Source organism: Phytohabitans sp. LJ34, from assembly GCF_052068095.1.
Classification (GTDB): domain Bacteria; phylum Actinomycetota; class Actinomycetes; order Mycobacteriales; family Micromonosporaceae; genus Phytohabitans.
Genome location: NZ_JBQHDG010000006.1, coordinates 79288 through 97695 on the forward strand (window position 1 = coordinate 79288; position 18408 = coordinate 97695).

The window sequence follows — 18408 nt, forward strand, 5'->3', positions numbered from 1 at the left end:
GCCCTCACTCGGTGATGGTCGGCGGCGCGGCCAGGAACGGGCGCACCTCGAGCCACTCGTGGATCGGCTTGCCACCCACACCGGGCGCCGCGGACAGCTCGCCGGCCAGCTCGATCGCCCGCTCGTAGGTGTCGACGTCGATCACCATCCAGCCGGCGATCAGGTCCTTGGTCTCCGCGAACGGCCCGTCGGTGACCGGCGGCCGCCCCTCGCCGTCGTAGCGGACGAACGTGCCCTCCGGGGACAGCGCCTGGGCGTCGACGAACTCGCCGGTGCCTTCGAGCCGGGCGGCGAAGTCGTCCATGTACCGCATGTGGGCGGAGATCTCCTCCGGGGTCCACTGGTCCATCGGCGCCTCGTTGACCGCCGTCGGGGCGCCGCGGTAGTGCTTGAGCAGCAGGTACTTGGCCATCGTGTTCTCCTCGTCGAGGTACGGCCCATTGTGGCCGTGTCCGCCCCGGGGACGGAGCCGCCCTCGGGTTCTCGACATCCGGCACACGAAAAAGCCCCCGCCATTTTCCGGCGAGGGCCTTTTCGTTCGTGCGTGGTGTCAGGCGGAGCGGCCGCGGCGAGCGCGGACCTCCTCGAGGCGCTCGGCCAGGATGTCCTCGAGCTCGGCGATCGAACGCCGCTCCAGCAGCATGTCCCAGTGGGTGCGCGGGGGCTTGGCCTTCTTCTGCTCCGGCTCGCTGCCGTCCACCAGGCGTGCCACGCTGCCGTCGAACTTGCACTCCCAGGTCATCGGGACCTCGGCGTCAACGGCGAAGGGCACCTCGAACTGGTGGCCCTTGGCGCAGAGGTACTCGCGGGTCTGTCGCGGGGCCAGCTCGGTGTTGCGGTCGGACTCGTAGCTGACTGCTCCCAGACGGCTCCCGCGCAGCATGCGCTCGCCCATGATCGGCTTTCCCCTCGGTCGTGGTGCTGGTCTTCACTTTTGTAACGACAGGGGTCGGTCGGACGATTCCCGACCGGCCCCCAGGTGTTTCGGCTCGGTGAACGCTATCGAGGGTAGCGGGTGGATCTTCGTGGTGAGCGACACCGGCGTGACGCGCGAACGACTACGACCTATTGGTCCAAATTCTCCGTTCTACGGCGGGTGTCAGTTAGCCGACGGTGCCGGCGCCGGGCTCAGGTTGGCCAGCGCCGACGCAAGATCGGTGACCTGGCCGGAGAGCTGCGCCACCCGAGCCAGCGCGGCGTCCCGGTCGGCGAGCGCGGCGGTCAGCCGCACCCCCTGGTCGGCGAGGCGGGCCTCGGCCGACGCGGCGGTCTCCCGCGCCACCCGCAGCTCCGCGGAGAGCCGGTCCCGCTCCGCCTCGGCCTCGGCGGCGCGGGCGCGGGACTGCTCCGCGGTGGCGTTGGCCGCCTCAGCCTCGGCCCGGAACCCCTCCGCCGCCGCCCGCGCCGTCTGCGCCTCGGTGTGCGCCCGCGACGCCGCCGCGGCCGCCGCCTCGCTCTCGGCCCGGAACGCGTCCGCCTGCTCCAGCGACTCGGCCGCGGCCCGCGCCGCGTGCTCGGCCTCGGCGCGCACGGCGTCCCGCTCCCGGATGGTCTCGGCGAGCTGGCGGCGGTCGGCGTCGCGCTCCTGCCGGGTCGCCGTCGCCTCGGCACGTGCGGCGTCGCGGTCACGCTCGGCCTGGAACCGCAGCGCGTCCGCGGCGCTGGCCGCCCGCTGGGCCTCGTCCCGCGCGGCGTCGGCCGCCGCGGCCCGCTCACCCGCCGTCGCGGCCACCCGCGCCGCGTGCGCCGCCTCGGCGAGGGCACGCTCCTTTTCGTGTACCGCGGCGGCCTGCTCCTGCCGCGCCCGCAGCAGCTCCTCGGCGGCGCTGTCGGCGGCCCGGCGGGCGTCGTCGCGCTCGGCCTGCGCGGCGGCGATCTCCGCGGTCGCCTCCGCCCGCACCTCGGCGACCTGCCGCTCGACCCCGGCCGGGGACAGGTCGGCGTGCAACGCCTCGGTCAGCGTCTCCACCGCCTGGTCGAGCCGGTCGACCACCTCCCACGCGCGGGACACCTGCCCGGCCAGGCCCGGGGAGTTGCGGTGGCGCATGCGCACGTTGCGGGAGGCCTTCTGGCAGGCGCCGTCGTTGTCGCGGCAGTACCGGAACGGCCGGCCGGCGGCGGCCCGCTGCGGCACCGGCTTGCCGCAGTGCGTACAGGGGCGGGTCTCGGCTGGAGCGTCCATCGTGGCCCGCAGTCTAGTGCCGTACGGCCACCGGATAGCGCAGGCGCGCGTGGCCGGCGGACGCTACCGTGGCACCGTGATCGGGCGGGGGGCGGCGGGCGTGTGGGCGCTGTTCGGCGCGGCCGCGGTGGGGTCATCGGCGCTGGTGCTGGCCCGACCGGCCGCCGAGCGCCTCTCCGACCTGCACATCTACTACGGCGCCGCCGAGCACGTCGGGGCCGGCCAGCCGCTCTACGAGTACGTGGCGGCCAACGGTGGGCCGTTCACCTACCCGCCGTTCGCGATGGTGCTGCTGCGGCCGCTGACCGCGCTGCCCGAGGGCGCGCTCCAGGTGCTGTGGCTGGTGCTGTCCTGCGCGGCGGTGGCGGCGATCGCCGCGTCGGTGAAGGGCGCGTTCGGCGGGCGGCCGGTCGTGGTCGCGGCGGTCGCGTGCGCGGTGCTGGTGTCCGCGCCGGCGCAGAGCAACCTGCGGTTCGGGCAGGTCAGCTTCTTCGTGGTGCTGCTCGCCCTGGTCGACGCGGTGGGGCTGACCCCGGCCCGCTACCGGGGCGTGCTGGTCGGCGTCGCCGCCGCGGTCAAGCTGACCCCGCTGCTGTTCGTCGGGTACTTCCTGCTGGCCGGCCGCCCCCGCGACGCGGCCCGGGCGGCGGCCGCGTTCGCCGCGTGCGCGGTGGTCGGCGCGGTCGCGCTGCCGGCGGACAGCTGGGCGTACTGGACCGGCACCGTGACGCAGACCTCCCGGGTCGGCAACCTGGCCTGGATGGGCAACCAGTCGCTGCACGGCATGCTGCTGCGCGCCGGCGTCGACCCCGGCACGCTGCCGTTCGTCTGGGCGACGCTGGTCGCGTTGGTCGCCGGCACCGCCATGTGGCGGGCCCGGGCGCTGTGGCGCGGCGGCGAGCCGGTACGCGCGGCGGTGCTCGTCGGCTGCGCCACCGTGGTCGCCTCGCCGGTGTCGTGGACCCACCACCAGGTGTGGACGGTCCTCGCCGCGATGCTGCTCGTGGCCACCCACGGCGTCGCGCAGCGGGTCGCCGGCGCCGTGCTGCTGGTGGTGATGACGGTGTCGCTGGGCGCGGTGCTCGGCGACGTCTCCACGTACCCCGGTGTGCAGTTCCTGTTCGAGAACGCCCGCGCGTTCGGCGTGGCCGCGGTCTGCCTGGCCGGCTGCGGCGGCGTGGTGGCCGCCGCGGCGCGGATCCGGTCCCGGCGGCGGGCGGGTCTGCGGGTCGCGGTGGTGGGCGCGGCGGTGCTGGCCGGCTTCGCGGTGCTGCCGCTGCCGGCCGGCGCCGACCCCACCTTCAAGGCGTACACAATGGACGACGCCGCCAACCCCCGCTACTTCTTCGCCAGCCGCGCCTGGGCCGGCGGTCTGGTGGTCCGCCCCGAGGTCCCGGTGCGCTTCGACGTCGCCCGGGAAAAGACCAAGATGCGGGTGAACGGCGTGGTCGGCGACGCGGTCGCCCGGCTGGAGTACCGGTCCGCGCCCGGCGGCTCGGCCCGCGCCATCCCGCTGCTGGCGGTGGTGGCGCCGGGGCCGCGCGAGTTCTCGTTCCGCGGCGCCAACCTCACCCACGGGCGGCTGACCGCCTACGCCGCGGACGGGCGGGAGCTCGCCGCGTTCACCGAACTGACCGAACGGAGCGACCCGTGACCCCCGACACCGAAACCCTCCTGCGCCGCGCCATCGCCCTCGCCGCCGAGGCACGGCGGGCCGGCAACCCGCCGTTCGGGTCGCTGCTGGCCGGCCCGGACGGCGCCGTGCTCGCCGAGGAACGCAACACCTCCCTCACCGACGACGACATCACCGCCCACCCGGAGCTCAAGCTCGCCCGCTGGGCCGCCAAGCACCTCGACCCGGGTACGGCGGCGGCGACCACCATGTACACCAGCTGCGAGCCGTGCGGCATGTGCACCGGCGCGATCGCCCGGTCCGGGCTGGGGCGGGTGGTGTTCGCGCTGTCGACCGCGCAGCTCGACGCCCTCAAGCCCGGCGGCGGCTGGCCGGTGGTACCGCAGGACGGCCCGGCCCTGCACGACGAGGCCAGCGCGGTCGTCGCCGGCTACTACTGAAGCCCCGCCAGGGCCATCGCCCGCGCCAGCTCCTCGGCCGGGTACGGCGTCGCGCGGCTCTGCCCGAACAGGCGCCGGTAGAAGGCGTTCATCACGTCGGCGACCGGCGCGTAACGGCGCACGATGGGGCCGCCGGCGCCGTTGCGTTCCAGGCGGTTGACCAGCTGGGTCAGCGTATGGCACAGGTCGTGGTGGCGATGCCGCGCGACGAACTCTCCCTCGGCCGCAGACAGCGCGAAGCGCGGTGACGTGGCCAGCCCCAGGTCACCCAGGTAGAGCCGCTCACCGTCGGTGCGGACGTTGCCGAAGTGGGCGTCGAAGTGCAGCAGGCCGGCGCCGTTCATGAACGCCACGTCGGCGCGCAGCCGCCGCTCCACCATCGCGTACGCCTCCTCCGGCTGGCCGCTGAGCCAGTCGTGCAGGTCGTGCGGCAGGTACTCCAGGAACAGCACCAGGCTCGCCGACGCCGCGGCCAGCGCGTGCAGCCGCTCCCGCACGGCCGGCGACCCCTCCCAGTAGGCGACGGCCCGCTCCACGTCCGCCGCCTCCGCCGGCGGCGCGGGGGCGCCGGGCAGGACCCGCCAGTGGTACATGAGCGGGAACGCGGCGGTGCGTCCGTCGAGCACCCAGCCGGTCGCCCACCGGTTGGCGGTCAGCTCCCGCCAGGCGCCGAAGCCGGTGCTGCCGACGCCGTACTGGTAGAACGGCGGCAGCCCGAACAGGTTCGCGGTCGACATGACGTTTTCCGGGCGGCGCTCCAGGTCGGTCAGCGGGATCCGCTTCACGAACACCGGGAAGCCGTCCACGTCCAGGACGGCCGAGGCACCCCCGATCCCGGTGGCGACATCCCGCCCCTCGGCGACCAGCTCGGCCAGCCGCCCGTCAGCGAGCGCCTCCAGCCGCGCGGAGACCTCACGATGCCACGCCAACCGCCGGGACGGCACGGTCATGTCGGCGGTCATAAACGGACACTATCCGCTGGCCGCAACCTCAGGACAGAGCCGCCTACCGATTACCGTATTGCCATTATCGGTAATCCAATAATCCGAAAAAGAGGGTGGGAGCCGCGCATCATAATGACGGTTATTGTTCGTGATGACTCAAGCTGTTGTCGCCATGCCTACGCCACCGTGACCAGCGCCGTCGCGGCGCCGGTCACGTCGAACTGGAGATCCGAGCCCGTGTACCGCAAGTGGGTGACCGTGGTGTCCGCCGGGATCTGGTACGCGACGGCGCTGTCGGCGCTTTTCGCCGAGTGCGTAGGTGCGCTCGTTGTCCGGCGTCTCGGTGTCGGCGGGCGTCGCCTCGGCGTCGACCGGCGCCGGCCGGGGCCGGCGGGCTAGGGTGCGGCGGCCGGTCGGTCCCAGCGGGCTCTCGACTCGGCAAGGCCTGCGGGGGTCATGGAGGCGGCGCGTTCGGCGGCCTGGCGTGCACGCCACCGCTGCTGGGCCTCGGCGTTGCAGGCGCGGCACTGCCGCCGTAGCCGGCCGGTGGCCGGGTCGATCTCCCGCGTGTGGCCGTTGCGGCAGGTGGCCGCCTGGGCGCGGGAGCGGCAGTTTTCGGCGTGGCTGATCTGGCGTAGGTGGGTGGGCTCGATGCAGTCCTTGACGCCGCAGGTGTGGTCGATCTCCAGGTCGGGATCGATCGGGCCGACGAATACCGCGTATGCCACGATATGGGCCCACGCGCGGCCGGCGATTTTCTGGTAGATGCCGCGCTGGGTGCCGTAGCCCTGGACGATGAGGCAGCCGTCCGGGCGGCGGGTCGATCGGGCCAGCAGCAGCGTGCGCAGCGACTCCGGTGTGTGGCGCTTGGACAGTCCCCCGACGTTTTCCAGCACGAACTCCAGCATGGGGCATCGCCGGGAGATGCGTTGACCGCGCCACGGCGGCCGGGAGGCTACCGACCGATCCGGTGCAGCTGGACGTCGCCGATGGCACCGGACGCCACCGTCGCGGTCAGGTAGGTCGCGTACGGCTGGCGGCGCCGGTCCGTCGGCGAGCCGGGGTTGAGCAGGCGCAGCCCGCCCGGCGCCACCGTGTCCCACGGGATGTGCGAGTGGCCGAAGACCAGCACGTCCACGTCGGGGAAGCGGGCGGCGCAGCGGCGCTCCCGGCCGGTGGCGGGGCCGGTCTCGTGCACCACCGCCATCCGCAGCCCGTCGAGCTCCACCCTGGCCACCTCGGGCAGGCGGGCGCGTAGCGCGGGGCCGTCGTTGTTGCCGTACACGCCGACCAGCCGGGCGGCGCGGGCCTCCAGGGCGTCCAGCGCCGCCACCGATACCCAGTCGCCGGCATGGACCACGACGTCGGCCGCGTCGACCGCGGCCCACAGCTGGGCGGGCAGGTCGCGGGCCCGCGCGGGCAGGTGGGTGTCGGAGGTGACGACCAGGCGCATGGGCCTAAGTGTGCGCCTGGACGCGTTCGCGGAACGAGCGCCGGCCAAGCGCGGACAGCACCGCGGTGAGCAGGTCGGCCAGGGGCATCGGCAGCTCGGCGTCCAGCTCGCGCATCGCCGCGGCGGTGGCCGCCCACTCGGCCTCGATGGTCGGCAGCAGCGACTTCGCCAGCGGGGTGAGGGCGACGATGCGCTGCCGGGCGTCGGCGCCGGGCGACAGGGTCACCAGGCCCGCGCGGGTCATCTGGGCGACCGTCTGGCTGGCCGCCGAATGGGTCACGCCGACCGCCGCCGCCAGGTCGCGGATCGACATCGGGCCGGCGGCGACCAGCGCCCGGATCGGCGGGGAGAACCTCGGCCGGTAGTCGGGCAGGCCGGCGTCGCGGTAGACGGTGGCGACGTCGCCGTCGAGCAGCTCCAGCACGTGCCGCATCAGCGTGCCGACGGCGTCACGATCGGGAACCGGAGGGGTCACCGCACCAATGTAACAGCGCTGTTAGATTGGGGGAGTGACCTACCCACACATCGAGCCGTACGCGAACGGCATGCTCGAGGTCGGCGACGGCCACCGCGTGTACTGGGAGACCTGCGGCAACCCCGACGGGCGGCCGGCGCTCGTGCTGCACGGCGGGCCCGGGTCGGGCTGCACGCCGTTCTGGCGGCGGTTCTTCGACCCGGCGGCCTACCGGGTGGTCCTGTTCGACCAGCGCGGCTGCGGCCGCAGCACCCCGTGGGCCGGCGACGCGGACGCCGACCTGTCCACCAACACGACCCACCACCTGCTGGCCGACATCGAGCGGCTGCGCACCCACCTCGGCGTCGACCGGTGGCTGGTGTTCGGCGGCTCGTGGGGTTCCACGCTCGGCGCGGCGTACGCGCAGCGGCATCCCGAGCGGGTGTCGGCGCTGGTGCTGTTCAGCGTGGCGGTGCGGACCCACCGCAACGTGGAGTGGATCACCGAGTCGATGGGGCGGCTCTTCCCCGCCCAATGGGCCGCGTTCAAGGCCGGCGCCGTCGGCGGTGGCCCGAGCGGGGGTCGCCTCGTCGACGCGTACGCGCGGCTGCTGGCCGACCCCGACCCGGCGGTGCGGGACAAGGCGGCCCGCGACTGGTGCGCCTGGGAGGACAGCCACGTCGCGGTGACCGCCGGCCACAAGCCGTCGGCCCGGTACCAGGATCCGCGGTTCCGGCTGATGTTCGCGCGGCTGGTGACCCACTACTGGCGGCACGGGGCGTGGCTCGACGACGACGAGATCATGCGCGGAGCCGCACGGCTCGCCGGCATCCCCGGCGCGCTGGTCCACGGCCGCCTCGACGTGAGCAGCCCGCTCGACGACGCCTGGGAGCTGGCCCGGCGCTGGCCGGACGCCGAGCTGGTCGTGGTCGACGACGCCGGCCACGGCGCCGGCTACCCCGGGATGGCGCGGGCGTGCCTCGCCGCGCTGGACCGGTTCGCCAAGGCGCCCTGACCGGCGCCGCTCAGACCCCCGACCCGGCGCACCTTGCCCTCGGCCAGGCCCGCCTCGCGGCTCAGACCCCCTGACCGGCCACCCGGCGCACGTTGCCCTCGGCCAGGCCGTAGGACAGGCCCACCACGCCGACGCGGCCGTCGGCCAGCCGGTCGGCGATCACCTGGGAGCGCCGGACCAGCAGATCCACCGTGTACCGGATGTGCTCCTCGACGGCCGCGTCCAGGTCGGGCAGCGCCTGGGAGCGGACCGCGAGGACGCTCAGCATGACCCGCTCCACCACGTCGCGGACGAAGCCGTCCGGTGTCGTGCCGTGCCGCACCGCGTCGAACGCCGCCGCGATCGCCCCGCACGAGTCGTGCCCGAGCACGGCGATCAGCGGGGTGTGCAGGGCGGCCACGGCGTACTCGATGCTGCCCAGCACCTCCGGCCCGACCACGTGCCCGGCGGTGCGGACGACGAACAGGTCGCCCAGGCCGCGGTCGAAGATGATCTCGGCGGCGAGCCGGGAGTCGCTGCACCCGAACAGCACCGCGAACGGCCGCTGCGCCGGCGCCAGCGCGGCCCGCCGGTCGGCGTCCTGGTGCGGGTGCAGCCGCTCGCCGGCCACGAACCGCTTGTTGCCCTCGACCAGAAGCTGCAACGCCGAGGCCGGCGACGCCGGAAAGTCCCTGTCGATGCCGTCATCCATCCCGCAACACACTCCCGCCGCCAGTCGGGTCCCGTACACCAAGAGTGTGCCGGTAAACCCTTGACCCTGGACCAAACTCCAAGGTTTACCTTTGCCACATGAGCACGACTACAGCCACGCTGGCGCGTGGACTGCGGGTCGGTGAGCTGGCCAAGCAGGCGGGTGTGGCGACCGACACAGTGCGGTACTACGAGCGGGCCGGCCTGCTGCCCCCGCCGCGGCGCACCGCGGGCGGCTACCGCGCGTACGACGGGGGCGCGCTGGACCGGCTGAAGTTCATCCAGGGCTGCCAGCGGCTCGGGCTGCGCCTGCGCGACATCGCCGACCTGCTGGCCATCCGCGACACCGGCACCTGCCCGTGCGAGCCGGCCGAGGAGCTGCTGCGCCGCCGGCTGGCCGAGGTCGACGCCGAGATGGCCCGGCTGTCCGCGCTGCGGGCCGAGATGGCGCGCATGGTCGACGCGCTGCCGTCGCAGCAGTGCCCGCCGCCGGCGCCGGGGTCCTGGTGCCCGTCCGAGGAAGGGAGGTGAGCGAGATGACCTGTGGTTGTGGTTGTGGCTGCTGCGGCTGCTAGCCAGTAGTGTGCGGACCGCCGAGCGCGCCGGCGGCCCGCGACGCGCGCGCCCCCAACTCGGCCAGCCGGGCGATCAGCTCGGGCGGCTCGTGCACCTCGAAGTCACAGCCGAGCGTCATCAGCCGCCACGCGATGAAGTCGAGCGTGTCGGTGTGGCCGCGCAGCAGGCAGGTGTGCGCGTCGATCGGCTCCACATCGCCGAAGAAGACGCCGGCCATCCGCTCGACCGGCGCGTGCAGCGTCGCCACCGCCTCGTACACCGGGGCCCGCTCGGTCAGCTTGCGGGTCACGAACGCGGCCGCGTCGCCGCCGTCCGGCAGCTCCCGCGCCACCGCCCGGTAGCCGATCACCGCCGGCGCCGCGATCCGGTCCACCCGGAAGATCCGCCAGTCGTCCCGGTCGGTGTCCCAGCCGACCAGGTACCAGCGGCGGCCGGCCGACACGAGGCGGTGCGGCTCGACCCGCCGCTCGGACTCGGCGCCCTCGTGCGTGCGGTATCCGAACCGCACCCGCTCCCGGTTGGTCACCGCGCCGGCCAGCAGGGTGAGCAGCTCCGGGTCGACGGTCGGCCGTTCCCAGGTCAGCAGCGGCTGGGTCGCCGCGCCCAGCGCGCCGACCCGGTGGCGCAGGCGTTTGGGCAGCACCTGTTCGAGCTTGGCCAGCGCGCGGACCGCCGCCTCCTCGATGCCCTCGACCGCGTGGCCGGCCGCGGTGCGCAGGCCCACCGCGATCGCCACCGCCTCGTCGTCCTCCAGCAGGAGCGGCGGCATCGTGGCACCGGCGGCCATCCGGTAGCCGCCGGCCGCGCCCATCGTCGCCTCCACCGGGTATCCGAGGTCGCGCAGCCGCTCCACGTCGCGCCGCACCGTGCGGAGGCTGACGCCGAGGCGGCTGGCCAGCTCGCCGCCCGGCCACTCACGCGGCGTCTGGAGCAGCGACAGCAAACTCAACAGCCGGGTCACCCGCCAACTGTGCCAGATCCTGACCTAATTGGCTTCTAGCGTGGTCCGCATGACACCTTTCCGGATCGACATCCCCGCCGCCGACCTCGACGACCTGCGCGAACGCCTCGCCCGCACCCGGTGGGCCGGCCAGCTGCCCGGCGACGGATGGAGCCGCGGCGTGCCGGTCGACCACCTGCGCGAGCTGGCCGAGTACTGGCGCACCGGCTTCGACTGGCGGGCCCGGGAGGCGGAGCTGAACGCGTTCCCGCAGTTCACCACCGCGATCGACGGGCTGGACGTGCACTTCGCGCACGTCCGCTCGGCCCGCCCGGACGCGCTGCCGCTGCTGCTCACCCACGGCTGGCCGGCCTCGATGGTGGAGTTCGTCCGTACCATCCCGCTGCTGACCGAGTCGTTCCACGTCGTGGTGCCGCACGTGCCCGGGTTCGGCTGGTCGCAGGCGCCGGCGTCGGCCGGGTTCTCCGTGGGCCGGGTGGCCCGCATGTGGGCGCGGCTGATGGCCCGGCTCGGCTACGACCGGTACGGCACGCAGGGCGGCGACCTGGGCGCCTACATAGCGCCGGAGGTCGCGATCGTCGATCCTGAGCACGTGGTGGGTGTACACGTCGACGGCGGGCTGGGCTTTCCCACCCCGGCCGACGTCGCGGAGATGAACGAGGCGGACCGCGCCGAGTACGAGCAGATCATGTCGTGGGCCGGCGCCGGCGTCGACCACCACGGGCTGCTGCGAGCCGCGCCGCAGACCTTCGCGTACGGGTGGCAGGACTCGCCGGTGGCCGCGCTGGCCTGGCTGGCGCAGAAGTTCCGCGACTTCGGCGACGAGGTCGAACGCGACGTGTTCCTCACCAACGCCAGCGTGTACTGGTTCACCGGCACGTTCGGCACCTCGTCGTGGCCGATGTACGACACGCGCGAGTCGACCTGGCCGGTCGGGCAGAAGCAGGTGCCCGGCGGCGTGTACGCGGGCGGCCCGGCGCTGTTCCGCCGGCTGGCCGAGCGGCACAACACGATCGTGCACTGGCCGGAAGGCAACCCAGGCGGGCACTTCGTGGCGATGGAGGAGCCGGCGGCGCACGCGGCCGACATCACCGCGTTCTTCGCGAAGGTGACCGCGTGAAGTGGGAGCAGGTGGTGGCGCGGCGGCTGGAACGGCACGGGCTGGCCGCGCCCACCACCGACCTGGCCGCCACCGTCAGCGCGATGTGCGGGGCGCACGCCCAGGTGATGTCCGCCGCCGAGGCCTCGATCGGGGTGCGGGTCGCCGGCGTCACCCGGGTCGACGTGCGGGAGGCGGTCTGGACCGACCGCACCGTGGTCAAGACCCGCGGGCCGCGCGGCACCGTGCACCTGCTCGCCGCCGCCGACCTGCCGATGTGGGTGGGCGCGCTCGGTGCGCTGCCCTCGCCGCCGTACGCGACCGGCGCCAACGCGCTCATGACCCCCGACCAGGTCGACCAGGTCGTCGCCGCCATCGCCGCCGCGCTGAAGGACGCCGAGCTCACCACCGAGGAGCTGACCGCCGAGGTGGTCGCCCGCACCGGGCCGTGGGCCGGCGACCGGGTGATGGACGCGTTCCAGGACAAGTGGCCGCGGTGGACGCAGGCCATGGAGGTCGCCTCCCGGCGGGGCGCGATGTGCTTCGGCCCCAACCGGGGCCGGCAGACCACCTACACCAGCCCGGCCCGCTGGCTGCCCGGCTTCACCCCGCTGCCGGCGGACGCCGCGCTGCCCGAGCTGGTCCGCCGCTACCTGCACGCGTACGGGCCGGCAACGCCCGCGCACTTCGCGAAGTGGCTGGCGATCGGGCAGCGGTGGGCCAAGGAGCTGTTCGAACGGGCCGACCTGGAGCGGGTCGACGTCGACGGCGAGCCGGCGTGGGTGGCCGCCGGCGACACCGGCGTGCCCGCGGGACCGCCGCGCGGGGTGCGGCTGCTGCCGTACTTCGACGCGTACGGGATCGGCTGCCACCCGCGGGAGAAGGTCTTCCCCGGCCGGGCCGGCGAGCGCGCGCTCAACCGGGGCCAGGCCGGCAACTTCGCGGTGCTGCTGGTCGACGGCACGGTCGCCGGGATCTGGCACCAGAAGCGGTCCGGCAAACGGATCGCGGTGACGGTGGAGGCGTTCGGCACGCTCAGCCCGGCCCGGCTCAAGCAGCTGGGGGAGCAGGTCGAACGCCTGGGCGAGATCCTGGAGGCCACGCCCACCCTCACGCTGGGCGAGGTCACCGTCGGCGGCCACGCCTAGGAGATCTTCCGTCAGTGTCGATGGGTACGGCACCGCCACATGACTACTCGATACCCGCTCGCTCCGAGTCCGACTTGATCGAATCACCCGGCGTGGCTTGTCGGCGGTCGCATAGGCTTCGTTGAACGCGAACCGGCTGCCCGGAGCGGCGGCCGAGCCGTCGTTCGCCGGTCAGGAACGCGGCGACGGTCAACAGATCGTGGTACCGAACCGCCCCTCCAGGGGCAGGAAAGTACCAAGATCTGTTAGCGCGACGACCTTACCCACGTCGATCAAGGAACTCTGCCGCCACGCGGATCGTCTAGGTGTTGTCGAGGTGCTTTTCCAGGCGGTCGAAGCTGTCGGACCACAGCCGCCGGTAGGGGGCCAGCCAGGTGTCGATCTCGGCGAGCGGCTCGGGGCGCAGCTCGTACCAGCGGCGCTGGGCGTCCTGCCGGACCCGCACCAGGCCGGCCTCGCGCAGCACCCGCAGGTGTTTGGAGGTGCCGGGCTGGGTCAGGCCGAGCCGCTCGACCAGCTCGCCGACCGGCCGGGGCCGCTCCAGCAGCAGGTCGAGGATGCGGCGCCGGGTCGGCTCGGCCAGGACGTCAAAGGTCGACAACACCTTCCAAATATAACCGGCCGGGCATATATGCCGCTAGGTCACGACCAGCACCTTCGAGGAGACGAGCGCCGCCGACCGCGAGCGGTTCGCGGGCTACCTGCGGCAACTGGTCCGCGAAAACCCGGCCGGGGTGGACCTGCGCGGCCGGCCCGGGCCCGGCTAGCGTCACCTACCGTGACCGAGTCTCCGACGCAGATCCTCGACCGGGCGGGCGTGCCCTACGAGCTGTTCTCGCACCCGGGCGCCGTGACGTTCGAGGAGGTGCTGCGGGAGATGGGCTTCCCGCCCGACCAGATGATCAAGACGGTGGCGTTCCGGACCGGGCCGGACACGCTGCTGCTGGCCTCGCTGCCGTCGCCGCGCCGGCTGTCGTACGGTGCGCTGGCCCGCGCGGCCGGTGTCTCCCGCGGGCGGATGCGGCCGGCGGACGGCGACGACCTGCGCCTGCTCGGCATGCAGGTGGGCGGGGTCAGCCCGCTGACCCGGCTCGCCGGCGTCACCACCGTCTTCGACGCGGCGATGGTCGACGCGCCGCACGCCTACCTGGGCAGCGGCCGGGCCGGCGAGTCGCTCATGGTGGAGACCAAAGCCCTGGTCGACGTCGTGCGCCCGGCGACCGCGGCGATCACCTAGTGCGGTGGCCCGGAAACGTGGGCTGGCTTCGCCGGCCGGGCTGAGCCGCGGCCTTCGGCCACCGCGCCGATCACCTCGCCGACGTCGTGCGGCGGGCGCGGGCCGCCCAGATCGCGTAGGCCGGGTCGCGGTCCAAGTTGTGCCGGTCGCGGTCGTACCGGCGGGTCGTGCGCGGGTCGGCGTGCCCCATCGCGTCCTGCACGTCTTCGAGCGGCACGCCCTCGGCCCGCGCCGTGGTCGCGAACGCGTGCCGCAGCGAGTGCGGCGACAGCTTCGCCCACGCCGGGATGCCGGCCTGCCGGGCCAGCCGCCGCACGATCCGGAACACCGCGTGCCGGTCCAGCCGCGCCCCGCTGGCGGTCAGGAACACCGCGCCCTGCGCCGGGCCGGGACGGATCGCCAGGTAGGCGTCGAGCGCGTCGGAGGTACCCGGAGTCAACGCCCGCCGGCGCGGACGGCCGCCCTTGCCGACGAACCGCACGCTGCGGTGACCCCGCTCGTACCCGATGTCGTCGAGGTCGAGGCTGACCAGCTCGCCGACCCGCAGCCCCAGGTCGGCCAGGAGCGCGACGGCGGCCCGGTTGCGCGCCGCGTGCGGCCCGGTGTCGGTGTCGGCGGCCGTAAGCAGCGCGTCGACCTCCTCCGCGGTGAGCCCGACGGTGCTGGAGTGGTCGCGGGCGACCTTGGGGCGGTCGGCGCCGGCGACCGGGTTGGCCTCGACCGCGCGCAGCTTGGTCAGGAAGTCGAACCAGCTCGACAGCGCGGACAGCTTGCGCGCCACGGTGGCCGCGCTGAGCGGGCGGCCGCTGCGCGGGTCGACGGTCGCCTCCAGGTCGCGGCCGTACGCGTTGACGTCCAGGAACGAGGCGCGCAGCGGCTCCAGCTCGCGGGCCGCGCACCAGGCCAGCCAGCCGGCGACGTCCCGGCGGTACGCGGCGCGGGTGTGCTCGGAGAGCCGCCTGTTGCGCAGCCACGCCTCGGTGAAGTCGTCCCCACCAGCGGCGACCGGGAGCGCGCTGGGCAGCACAGCCGGGTACATGGGCACGATCATCCCAGCGGCGGGGCGCCGAGCGGGTACCTGACACGCGCTGTCAGGGACCTCGGCTAGTTTCTTCAAGTGTGCGAGCCAGCCGCCTGCTCTCCCTGCTTCTGCTCCTCCAGACGCGGGGGCGGATGACCGCCCAGGAGCTCTCCGACGAGCTCGAGGTGTCGATCCGCACCATCTACCGCGACGTCGAGTCGCTGTCCGGCGCCGGCGTCCCGGTGTACGCGGACCGCGGCCCGGCCGGCGGCTACCAGCTGCTCGACGGCTACCGCACCCGGTTGACCGGCCTGACCGTCGACGAGGCGGAGACGCTGTTCCTGTCCGGGGTGCCCGGCCCGGTCGCCGAGCTGGGCCTCGGTGCGGTCCTGACCGCCGCCGAGCTCAAGCTGCGCGCCTCGCTGCCACCGGAGCTGGGCGCCCGCGCCGGTCGGATCCGCGAGCGTTTCCACCTGGACGCGCCCGGCTGGTTCCGCCGCGACGAGCAGACCCCGCACCTGTCCGCGCTGGCCGGCGCGGTCTGGGACGAGCGCCTGGTCCAGGCCCGCTACCTGCGGTGGAAGGCACCCCGCGAGGTCACCCGCACGCTCGCCCCGCTCGGCGTGGTGCTCAAGGCCGGCCGCTGGTACCTGGTGGCCGCGCCCGCCGACGACCTTTCCCGGCCGTTGACCTACCGGGTCAGCAACGTGCTCGGCGTCGACGTGCTCGACCAGACGTTCGGCCGGCCGGAGGGCTTCGACCTGGCCGGGTTCTGGCAGGCCTGGGCCAAGCGCTACGAGGACAGCGTCTACGTCGACGAGGCCACGGTCCGGATGACCACCGAGGCGCTGGGCCTGATGCCGCACATCTTCCCGCCGGCGATGAGCCGCGCCGCGATCGCCAACGCCGGCCCACCCGGCGACGACGGCTGGCTGCACACCACCGTGCCGATCGAGTCGGTCAAGCACGGCCTGGTCGAGCTGCTCAAGCTCGGCGCCGACGTCGAGGTGCTCGGCCCGCCCGAGCTGCGCGAACGCTTCGCCGAAACCACCCGCGGCATGAGCCGCCTCTACCTGGGGGACCAGTCATGACCATGCCAAGCGACATGAAGGCGCACAACCGCGAGCTCGTCGAGCAGTTCCGGGCCAACGGCGGCACCGCGCCGGACAACCGGCCGCTGCTGCTGCTCACCACCACCGGCCGGCGCACCGGCCAGCGGCGCACGACCCCGATGATGTTCATCCCGGACGGCGACGACCTGCTGGTGATCGCCTCCAACGCGGGCGCGCCGAAGCATCCGGACTGGTTTCGCAACCTGGTCGCCGACCCGCACGTCCTGGTCGAGGTGAAGGGCGAGACCTTCGAGGCCACCGCGGTGGTCCCGGAGGGCGGCGAGCGCGACCGCATCTTCGCCGGCGTCGTCGAGCGGTACGCGTTCTTCGCCGACCACCAGGCCAAGGCCGGCCGCACCATCCCGGTCGTCATATTGCGGCGTGATCGTCCGTGACCTGAAGGACCACATATCCTCTGTTACCGGTGGTCCGGACCGCTGCTCCGGTGATTGCGGACAAGCCAGTTCGGTACCGTCACCCAGCACGGGTTCCCGTCGGTCGGAGGTGCCGCTTTGCACCCTGCTCACTCTCCAGCGCTCCGGCGATGGTTCTTCGCCTCCTTGACGCTCGCTGCGGTGGTCATCCTTCTTCTGCGCTTCCTGCGCTTTCAGGAGTCGGTCGACGCCGATGGGTGGGAACGCACTCTTGGCGAGATTCTCGATAGTCTTCTCGCCGCAACGATCACCGGCCTTGCGATTGGTCTGGCATACGCGCTACTGGTGCCGAAGCGCGAACTGGACAGCATAGAGGTGCTCCAACCCAGGGCGATAGCCAGGGTGATCGAGACGGATGCGAGAGGCTCTACGACGTGGGCGATCCGCGCCAGAACAGCCAGCTATTTCGCCCGCGCCATCCTTCCCGTCCTCAAGGAAAATGCTCTCCGAACGGGGCGAAGCATCAAGATCAGGGTCCAACTCCTAGATCCATCGAATGCTACGGCGCTCGACGCCTACGCGCGGTTCCGGAGCAACCATCCGGGTGCTTCGGCCAAGTGGAACGCGGCAAGGGTACGAACAGAAATTCTGTCCACGATTCTGGCAGCGGCAATCTGTAGGAACGAGGCGCCCAGGCTAGAAATCGAGATCGGATTTAGTCCGGACTTTTGGGTTCTCAGCCTCGATCTTTCGGATGACTCCGCGTTCATAACCGGTCAGAATAGGGGCGAGCCGGCCCTGTGTATCCGCAGGACATCCGAACTCTTCAGTGGATGGGTCGAAGAATTCGACGCCGGATTCTCGATATGTCGGGTGGTCCGGCCGTCGGTCGAGGGTTTGACCTCTCGCGATCTTCGACGACTCTCGCCAGCAACTCTCGGAAAGATGCGAACGCTTTTCGAATCCATCGGCTTTCATGGACTCCAAGATCCTGAGCTTCGGGAGATATCCAACTACATGAAGCGGGACCACAACTATGCATGATGCCGAAGTTGCAGAGTGGCTTGCCAACTGCACTCCTCAAGACGTGCGGTCAATGCTGGAATCCGTTGAGAGGTCATACCGGCATCCGTATGGGTTTTCGGTCCACCGATTGGCGATGCGCCATCTTTTGCCATGGAACCTGCGCGTCCACTTTTGGCCGCGACCGCTGGCCTTTTATGAGCGCCTGCGTCAACACCGAACCGAATCACAGCTTATTCATGCGCACGGATGGGATCTTATTTCGGTAGTTGTCGAAGGCGAGTTGGAGGAACGTGAGTACGATTTCGACGCCGAAGAGGGCGGCCAATTTACGCTTTACGCCACGAATGCCGTCCCCGGTCAAAGTGCCAGCGTTCTCAGGGCTGTGGGTCAGAGGCTGTCAATAGGTCGAATAAAGAAGCGCGAGCGTCGGCCCGAGACGGGTGCCTATCTAATTTCCGCCGGCGCCTATCATTCAACCCTTCCCGCCAAGCGGAGCGTATCCCTCGTGGCAGCCAAGCAGCTGCCCGGACAGAGTTCGCAGGTCGCGGTGTATCGAGGCGCCAAGAATGAGCTTGTGAACGGCGCACCGGAGTTGCCCTCCGCTGAATTCGATTCGCCCCGGGCGTCGACAGAGGACAACTGGTCGTCTTTTGTGTTCTTCCTTCGCGCGAATCAAGTTCTCCTGGTGCGCACAACCGATCGCCCGCATCAGTGGCACCCCATCGGCGGTCGACGCGACGATGGAGACTCCAGCCCCATGGACACTCTTATTCGGGAAGTCGACGAGGAGGTCGGAGCTGGTATCGATCCCAGCATGGCGGTTTGGATAGGATCTCGTGCGGCCGATGTGGGGTCCGGAACGGTGTGCTTTTGGGTAGTAAGGGACCACGATCTGGTCGACCCGTTGCCGTTGCCGAAAGAAGAAATAGTCGAAGCGCAATGGTGGGACGCTTCGCGTGCGACAAAATTGCCAATGTTCTCGGCTACCGCCGCCTCTCTTCGAGAGATACTCGATCCGGCTGCACGGCAATTCATCTAGGCGC

The 18408-nt window shown here is 72.3% G+C and carries 22 protein-coding genes; 11 read left to right on the forward strand and 11 right to left on the reverse strand.

Annotated elements, in window-relative coordinates; translation table 11 throughout:
* Positions 1 to 4: 4 nt before the first annotated feature.
* The 3 genes from ACTMTJ_RS12565 to ACTMTJ_RS12575 form a co-directional block, all read right to left on the reverse strand.
* Positions 5 to 412 (reverse strand): YciI family protein, encoded by a 408-nt coding sequence (locus ACTMTJ_RS12565; protein ID WP_441216843.1) that lies wholly within the window; start codon positions 410 to 412, stop codon positions 5 to 7.
* A 138-nt stretch (positions 413 to 550) separates the two neighbouring features.
* Positions 551 to 895 (reverse strand): RNA polymerase-binding protein RbpA, encoded by a 345-nt coding sequence (locus ACTMTJ_RS12570; RefSeq protein ID WP_173036160.1) that lies wholly within the window; start codon positions 893 to 895, stop codon positions 551 to 553.
* Positions 896 to 1099: 204 nt separating this feature from the next.
* The gene (locus ACTMTJ_RS12575; protein WP_441216427.1) at positions 1100 to 2182 is read right to left on the reverse strand and encodes a hypothetical protein; all 1083 of its coding nucleotides are present in this window, start codon (positions 2180 to 2182) and stop codon (positions 1100 to 1102) included.
* Between the two features lie 76 nt (positions 2183 to 2258).
* On the opposite strand from ACTMTJ_RS12575, the gene ACTMTJ_RS12580 reads away from it, so the two are divergent.
* Together ACTMTJ_RS12580 and ACTMTJ_RS12585 are read left to right on the forward strand one after the other, a co-directional pair.
* Positions 2259 to 3836: a glycosyltransferase 87 family protein gene (locus ACTMTJ_RS12580; protein ID WP_441216429.1), complete on the forward strand. Its 1578-nt coding sequence runs from the start codon at positions 2259 to 2261 to the stop codon at positions 3834 to 3836.
* A complete protein-coding gene (locus tag ACTMTJ_RS12585) occupies positions 3833 to 4255 on the forward strand; it encodes a nucleoside deaminase (protein WP_441216431.1) in 423 nt (140 codons plus the stop codon). The genes ACTMTJ_RS12580 and ACTMTJ_RS12585 overlap by 4 nt, the downstream gene beginning before the upstream one ends.
* Here ACTMTJ_RS12585 and ACTMTJ_RS12590 read toward each other — a convergent pair.
* From ACTMTJ_RS12590 to ACTMTJ_RS12605, 4 genes are all read right to left on the reverse strand, one after another.
* Complete coding sequence (locus ACTMTJ_RS12590) at positions 4249 to 5217, reverse strand: serine/threonine protein phosphatase (RefSeq protein WP_441216433.1); 969 nt, start codon at positions 5215 to 5217, stop codon at positions 4249 to 4251. The two genes, ACTMTJ_RS12585 and ACTMTJ_RS12590, sit on opposite strands and share 7 nt — an antisense overlap.
* A gap of 377 nt (positions 5218 to 5594) precedes the next feature.
* Entirely contained in the window at positions 5595 to 6107 is a 513-nt protein-coding gene (locus ACTMTJ_RS12595; protein ID WP_441216435.1) for an HNH endonuclease signature motif containing protein, read from the reverse strand.
* Between the two features lie 47 nt (positions 6108 to 6154).
* Positions 6155 to 6652 carry a metallophosphoesterase family protein gene (locus ACTMTJ_RS12600; RefSeq protein ID WP_441216437.1) on the reverse strand — a complete coding sequence of 166 codons (498 nt, stop codon included), beginning with the start codon at positions 6650 to 6652 and terminating at the stop codon, positions 6155 to 6157.
* 4 nt (positions 6653 to 6656) lie between these two features.
* Positions 6657 to 7127: a MarR family winged helix-turn-helix transcriptional regulator gene (locus tag ACTMTJ_RS12605; protein WP_441216438.1), complete on the reverse strand. Its 471-nt coding sequence runs from the start codon at positions 7125 to 7127 to the stop codon at positions 6657 to 6659.
* Between the two features lie 34 nt (positions 7128 to 7161).
* Between ACTMTJ_RS12605 and pip the strand changes: the two genes are divergently transcribed.
* Complete coding sequence (pip, locus tag ACTMTJ_RS12610; protein ID WP_441216439.1) at positions 7162 to 8121, forward strand: prolyl aminopeptidase; 960 nt, start codon at positions 7162 to 7164, stop codon at positions 8119 to 8121.
* Positions 8122 to 8182: 61 nt separating this feature from the next.
* Here the strand turns inward: pip and ACTMTJ_RS12615 are convergent, their stop codons facing one another.
* Complete coding sequence (locus tag ACTMTJ_RS12615; RefSeq protein ID WP_441216441.1) at positions 8183 to 8812, reverse strand: carbonic anhydrase; 630 nt, start codon at positions 8810 to 8812, stop codon at positions 8183 to 8185.
* A 98-nt stretch (positions 8813 to 8910) separates the two neighbouring features.
* Here ACTMTJ_RS12615 and ACTMTJ_RS12620 point away from each other — a divergent pair, with 98 nt between their 5' ends.
* The gene (locus tag ACTMTJ_RS12620) at positions 8911 to 9342 is read left to right on the forward strand and encodes a heavy metal-responsive transcriptional regulator (RefSeq protein WP_441216442.1); all 432 of its coding nucleotides are present in this window, start codon (positions 8911 to 8913) and stop codon (positions 9340 to 9342) included.
* Between the two features lie 40 nt (positions 9343 to 9382).
* Here the strand turns inward: ACTMTJ_RS12620 and ACTMTJ_RS12625 are convergent, their stop codons facing one another.
* Entirely contained in the window at positions 9383 to 10348 is a 966-nt protein-coding gene (locus ACTMTJ_RS12625) for a helix-turn-helix transcriptional regulator (protein WP_441216444.1), read from the reverse strand.
* Between the two features lie 49 nt (positions 10349 to 10397).
* Between ACTMTJ_RS12625 and ACTMTJ_RS12630 the strand changes: the two genes are divergently transcribed.
* Together ACTMTJ_RS12630 and ACTMTJ_RS12635 are read left to right on the forward strand one after the other, a co-directional pair.
* Complete coding sequence (locus ACTMTJ_RS12630; protein ID WP_441216445.1) at positions 10398 to 11468, forward strand: epoxide hydrolase family protein; 1071 nt, start codon at positions 10398 to 10400, stop codon at positions 11466 to 11468.
* On the forward strand, positions 11465 to 12595 hold the full coding sequence (locus tag ACTMTJ_RS12635; protein WP_441216446.1) for a winged helix DNA-binding domain-containing protein: 1131 nt from the start codon (positions 11465 to 11467) through the stop codon (positions 12593 to 12595). The genes ACTMTJ_RS12630 and ACTMTJ_RS12635 overlap by 4 nt, the downstream gene beginning before the upstream one ends.
* A gap of 301 nt (positions 12596 to 12896) precedes the next feature.
* Here the strand turns inward: ACTMTJ_RS12635 and ACTMTJ_RS12640 are convergent, their stop codons facing one another.
* Positions 12897 to 13199, reverse strand: coding sequence for an ArsR/SmtB family transcription factor (locus ACTMTJ_RS12640; protein WP_441216448.1), 303 nt, complete (start codon positions 13197 to 13199; stop codon positions 12897 to 12899).
* Positions 13200 to 13373: 174 nt separating this feature from the next.
* Between ACTMTJ_RS12640 and ACTMTJ_RS12645 the strand changes: the two genes are divergently transcribed.
* Complete coding sequence (locus ACTMTJ_RS12645; RefSeq protein ID WP_441216449.1) at positions 13374 to 13832, forward strand: aminoacyl-tRNA deacylase; 459 nt, start codon at positions 13374 to 13376, stop codon at positions 13830 to 13832.
* Positions 13833 to 13902: 70 nt separating this feature from the next.
* Here ACTMTJ_RS12645 and ACTMTJ_RS12650 read toward each other — a convergent pair whose 3' ends face one another.
* Positions 13903 to 14871, reverse strand: a complete 969-nt coding sequence (locus ACTMTJ_RS12650; RefSeq protein WP_441216451.1) for a tyrosine-type recombinase/integrase — start codon at positions 14869 to 14871, stop codon at positions 13903 to 13905.
* An 80-nt stretch (positions 14872 to 14951) separates the two neighbouring features.
* Between ACTMTJ_RS12650 and ACTMTJ_RS12655 the strand changes: the two genes are divergently transcribed.
* The 4 genes from ACTMTJ_RS12655 to ACTMTJ_RS12670 all read left to right on the forward strand — a co-directional run bounded on the left by ACTMTJ_RS12655 (position 14952) and on the right by ACTMTJ_RS12670 (position 18404).
* On the forward strand, positions 14952 to 15944 hold the full coding sequence (locus ACTMTJ_RS12655; protein WP_441216453.1) for a helix-turn-helix transcriptional regulator: 993 nt from the start codon (positions 14952 to 14954) through the stop codon (positions 15942 to 15944).
* Complete coding sequence (locus tag ACTMTJ_RS12660) at positions 15941 to 16360, forward strand: nitroreductase family deazaflavin-dependent oxidoreductase (RefSeq protein ID WP_441216455.1); 420 nt, start codon at positions 15941 to 15943, stop codon at positions 16358 to 16360. Before ACTMTJ_RS12655 ends, ACTMTJ_RS12660 begins: the two co-directional genes overlap by 4 nt.
* Positions 16361 to 16540: 180 nt before the next feature.
* Entirely contained in the window at positions 16541 to 17383 is an 843-nt protein-coding gene (locus ACTMTJ_RS12665) for a hypothetical protein (protein ID WP_441216456.1), read from the forward strand.
* The gene (locus tag ACTMTJ_RS12670) at positions 17376 to 18404 is read left to right on the forward strand and encodes an NUDIX domain-containing protein (RefSeq protein WP_441216458.1); all 1029 of its coding nucleotides are present in this window, start codon (positions 17376 to 17378) and stop codon (positions 18402 to 18404) included. The genes ACTMTJ_RS12665 and ACTMTJ_RS12670 overlap by 8 nt, the downstream gene beginning before the upstream one ends.
* Positions 18405 to 18408 lie beyond the last annotated feature (4 nt).

Bases quoted from the DNA above. Each gene is read 5' to 3' on its own strand.
- ACTMTJ_RS12670 (WP_441216458.1), top strand. From the start codon at position 17,376: ATGCATGATGCCGAAGTTGCAGAGTGGCTTGCCAACTGCACTCCTCAA.
- ACTMTJ_RS12620 (WP_441216442.1), top strand. From the start codon at position 8,911: ATGAGCACGACTACAGCCACGCTGGCGCGTGGACTGCGGGTCGGTGAG.
- ACTMTJ_RS12650 (WP_441216451.1), bottom strand. From the start codon at position 14,871: ATGTACCCGGCTGTGCTGCCCAGCGCGCTCCCGGTCGCCGCTGGTGGG.
- ACTMTJ_RS12600 (WP_441216437.1), bottom strand. From the start codon at position 6,652: ATGCGCCTGGTCGTCACCTCCGACACCCACCTGCCCGCGCGGGCCCGC.
- ACTMTJ_RS12615 (WP_441216441.1), bottom strand. From the start codon at position 8,812: ATGGATGACGGCATCGACAGGGACTTTCCGGCGTCGCCGGCCTCGGCG.
- ACTMTJ_RS12595 (WP_441216435.1), bottom strand. From the start codon at position 6,107: ATGCTGGAGTTCGTGCTGGAAAACGTCGGGGGACTGTCCAAGCGCCAC.
- ACTMTJ_RS12590 (WP_441216433.1), bottom strand. From the start codon at position 5,217: ATGACCGCCGACATGACCGTGCCGTCCCGGCGGTTGGCGTGGCATCGT.
- ACTMTJ_RS12660 (WP_441216455.1), top strand. From the start codon at position 15,941: ATGACCATGCCAAGCGACATGAAGGCGCACAACCGCGAGCTCGTCGAG.
- ACTMTJ_RS12630 (WP_441216445.1), top strand. From the start codon at position 10,398: ATGACACCTTTCCGGATCGACATCCCCGCCGCCGACCTCGACGACCTG.
- ACTMTJ_RS12570 (WP_173036160.1), bottom strand. From the start codon at position 895: ATGGGCGAGCGCATGCTGCGCGGGAGCCGTCTGGGAGCAGTCAGCTAC.
- ACTMTJ_RS12565 (WP_441216843.1), bottom strand. From the start codon at position 412: ATGGCCAAGTACCTGCTGCTCAAGCACTACCGCGGCGCCCCGACGGCG.
- ACTMTJ_RS12575 (WP_441216427.1), bottom strand. From the start codon at position 2,182: ATGGACGCTCCAGCCGAGACCCGCCCCTGTACGCACTGCGGCAAGCCG.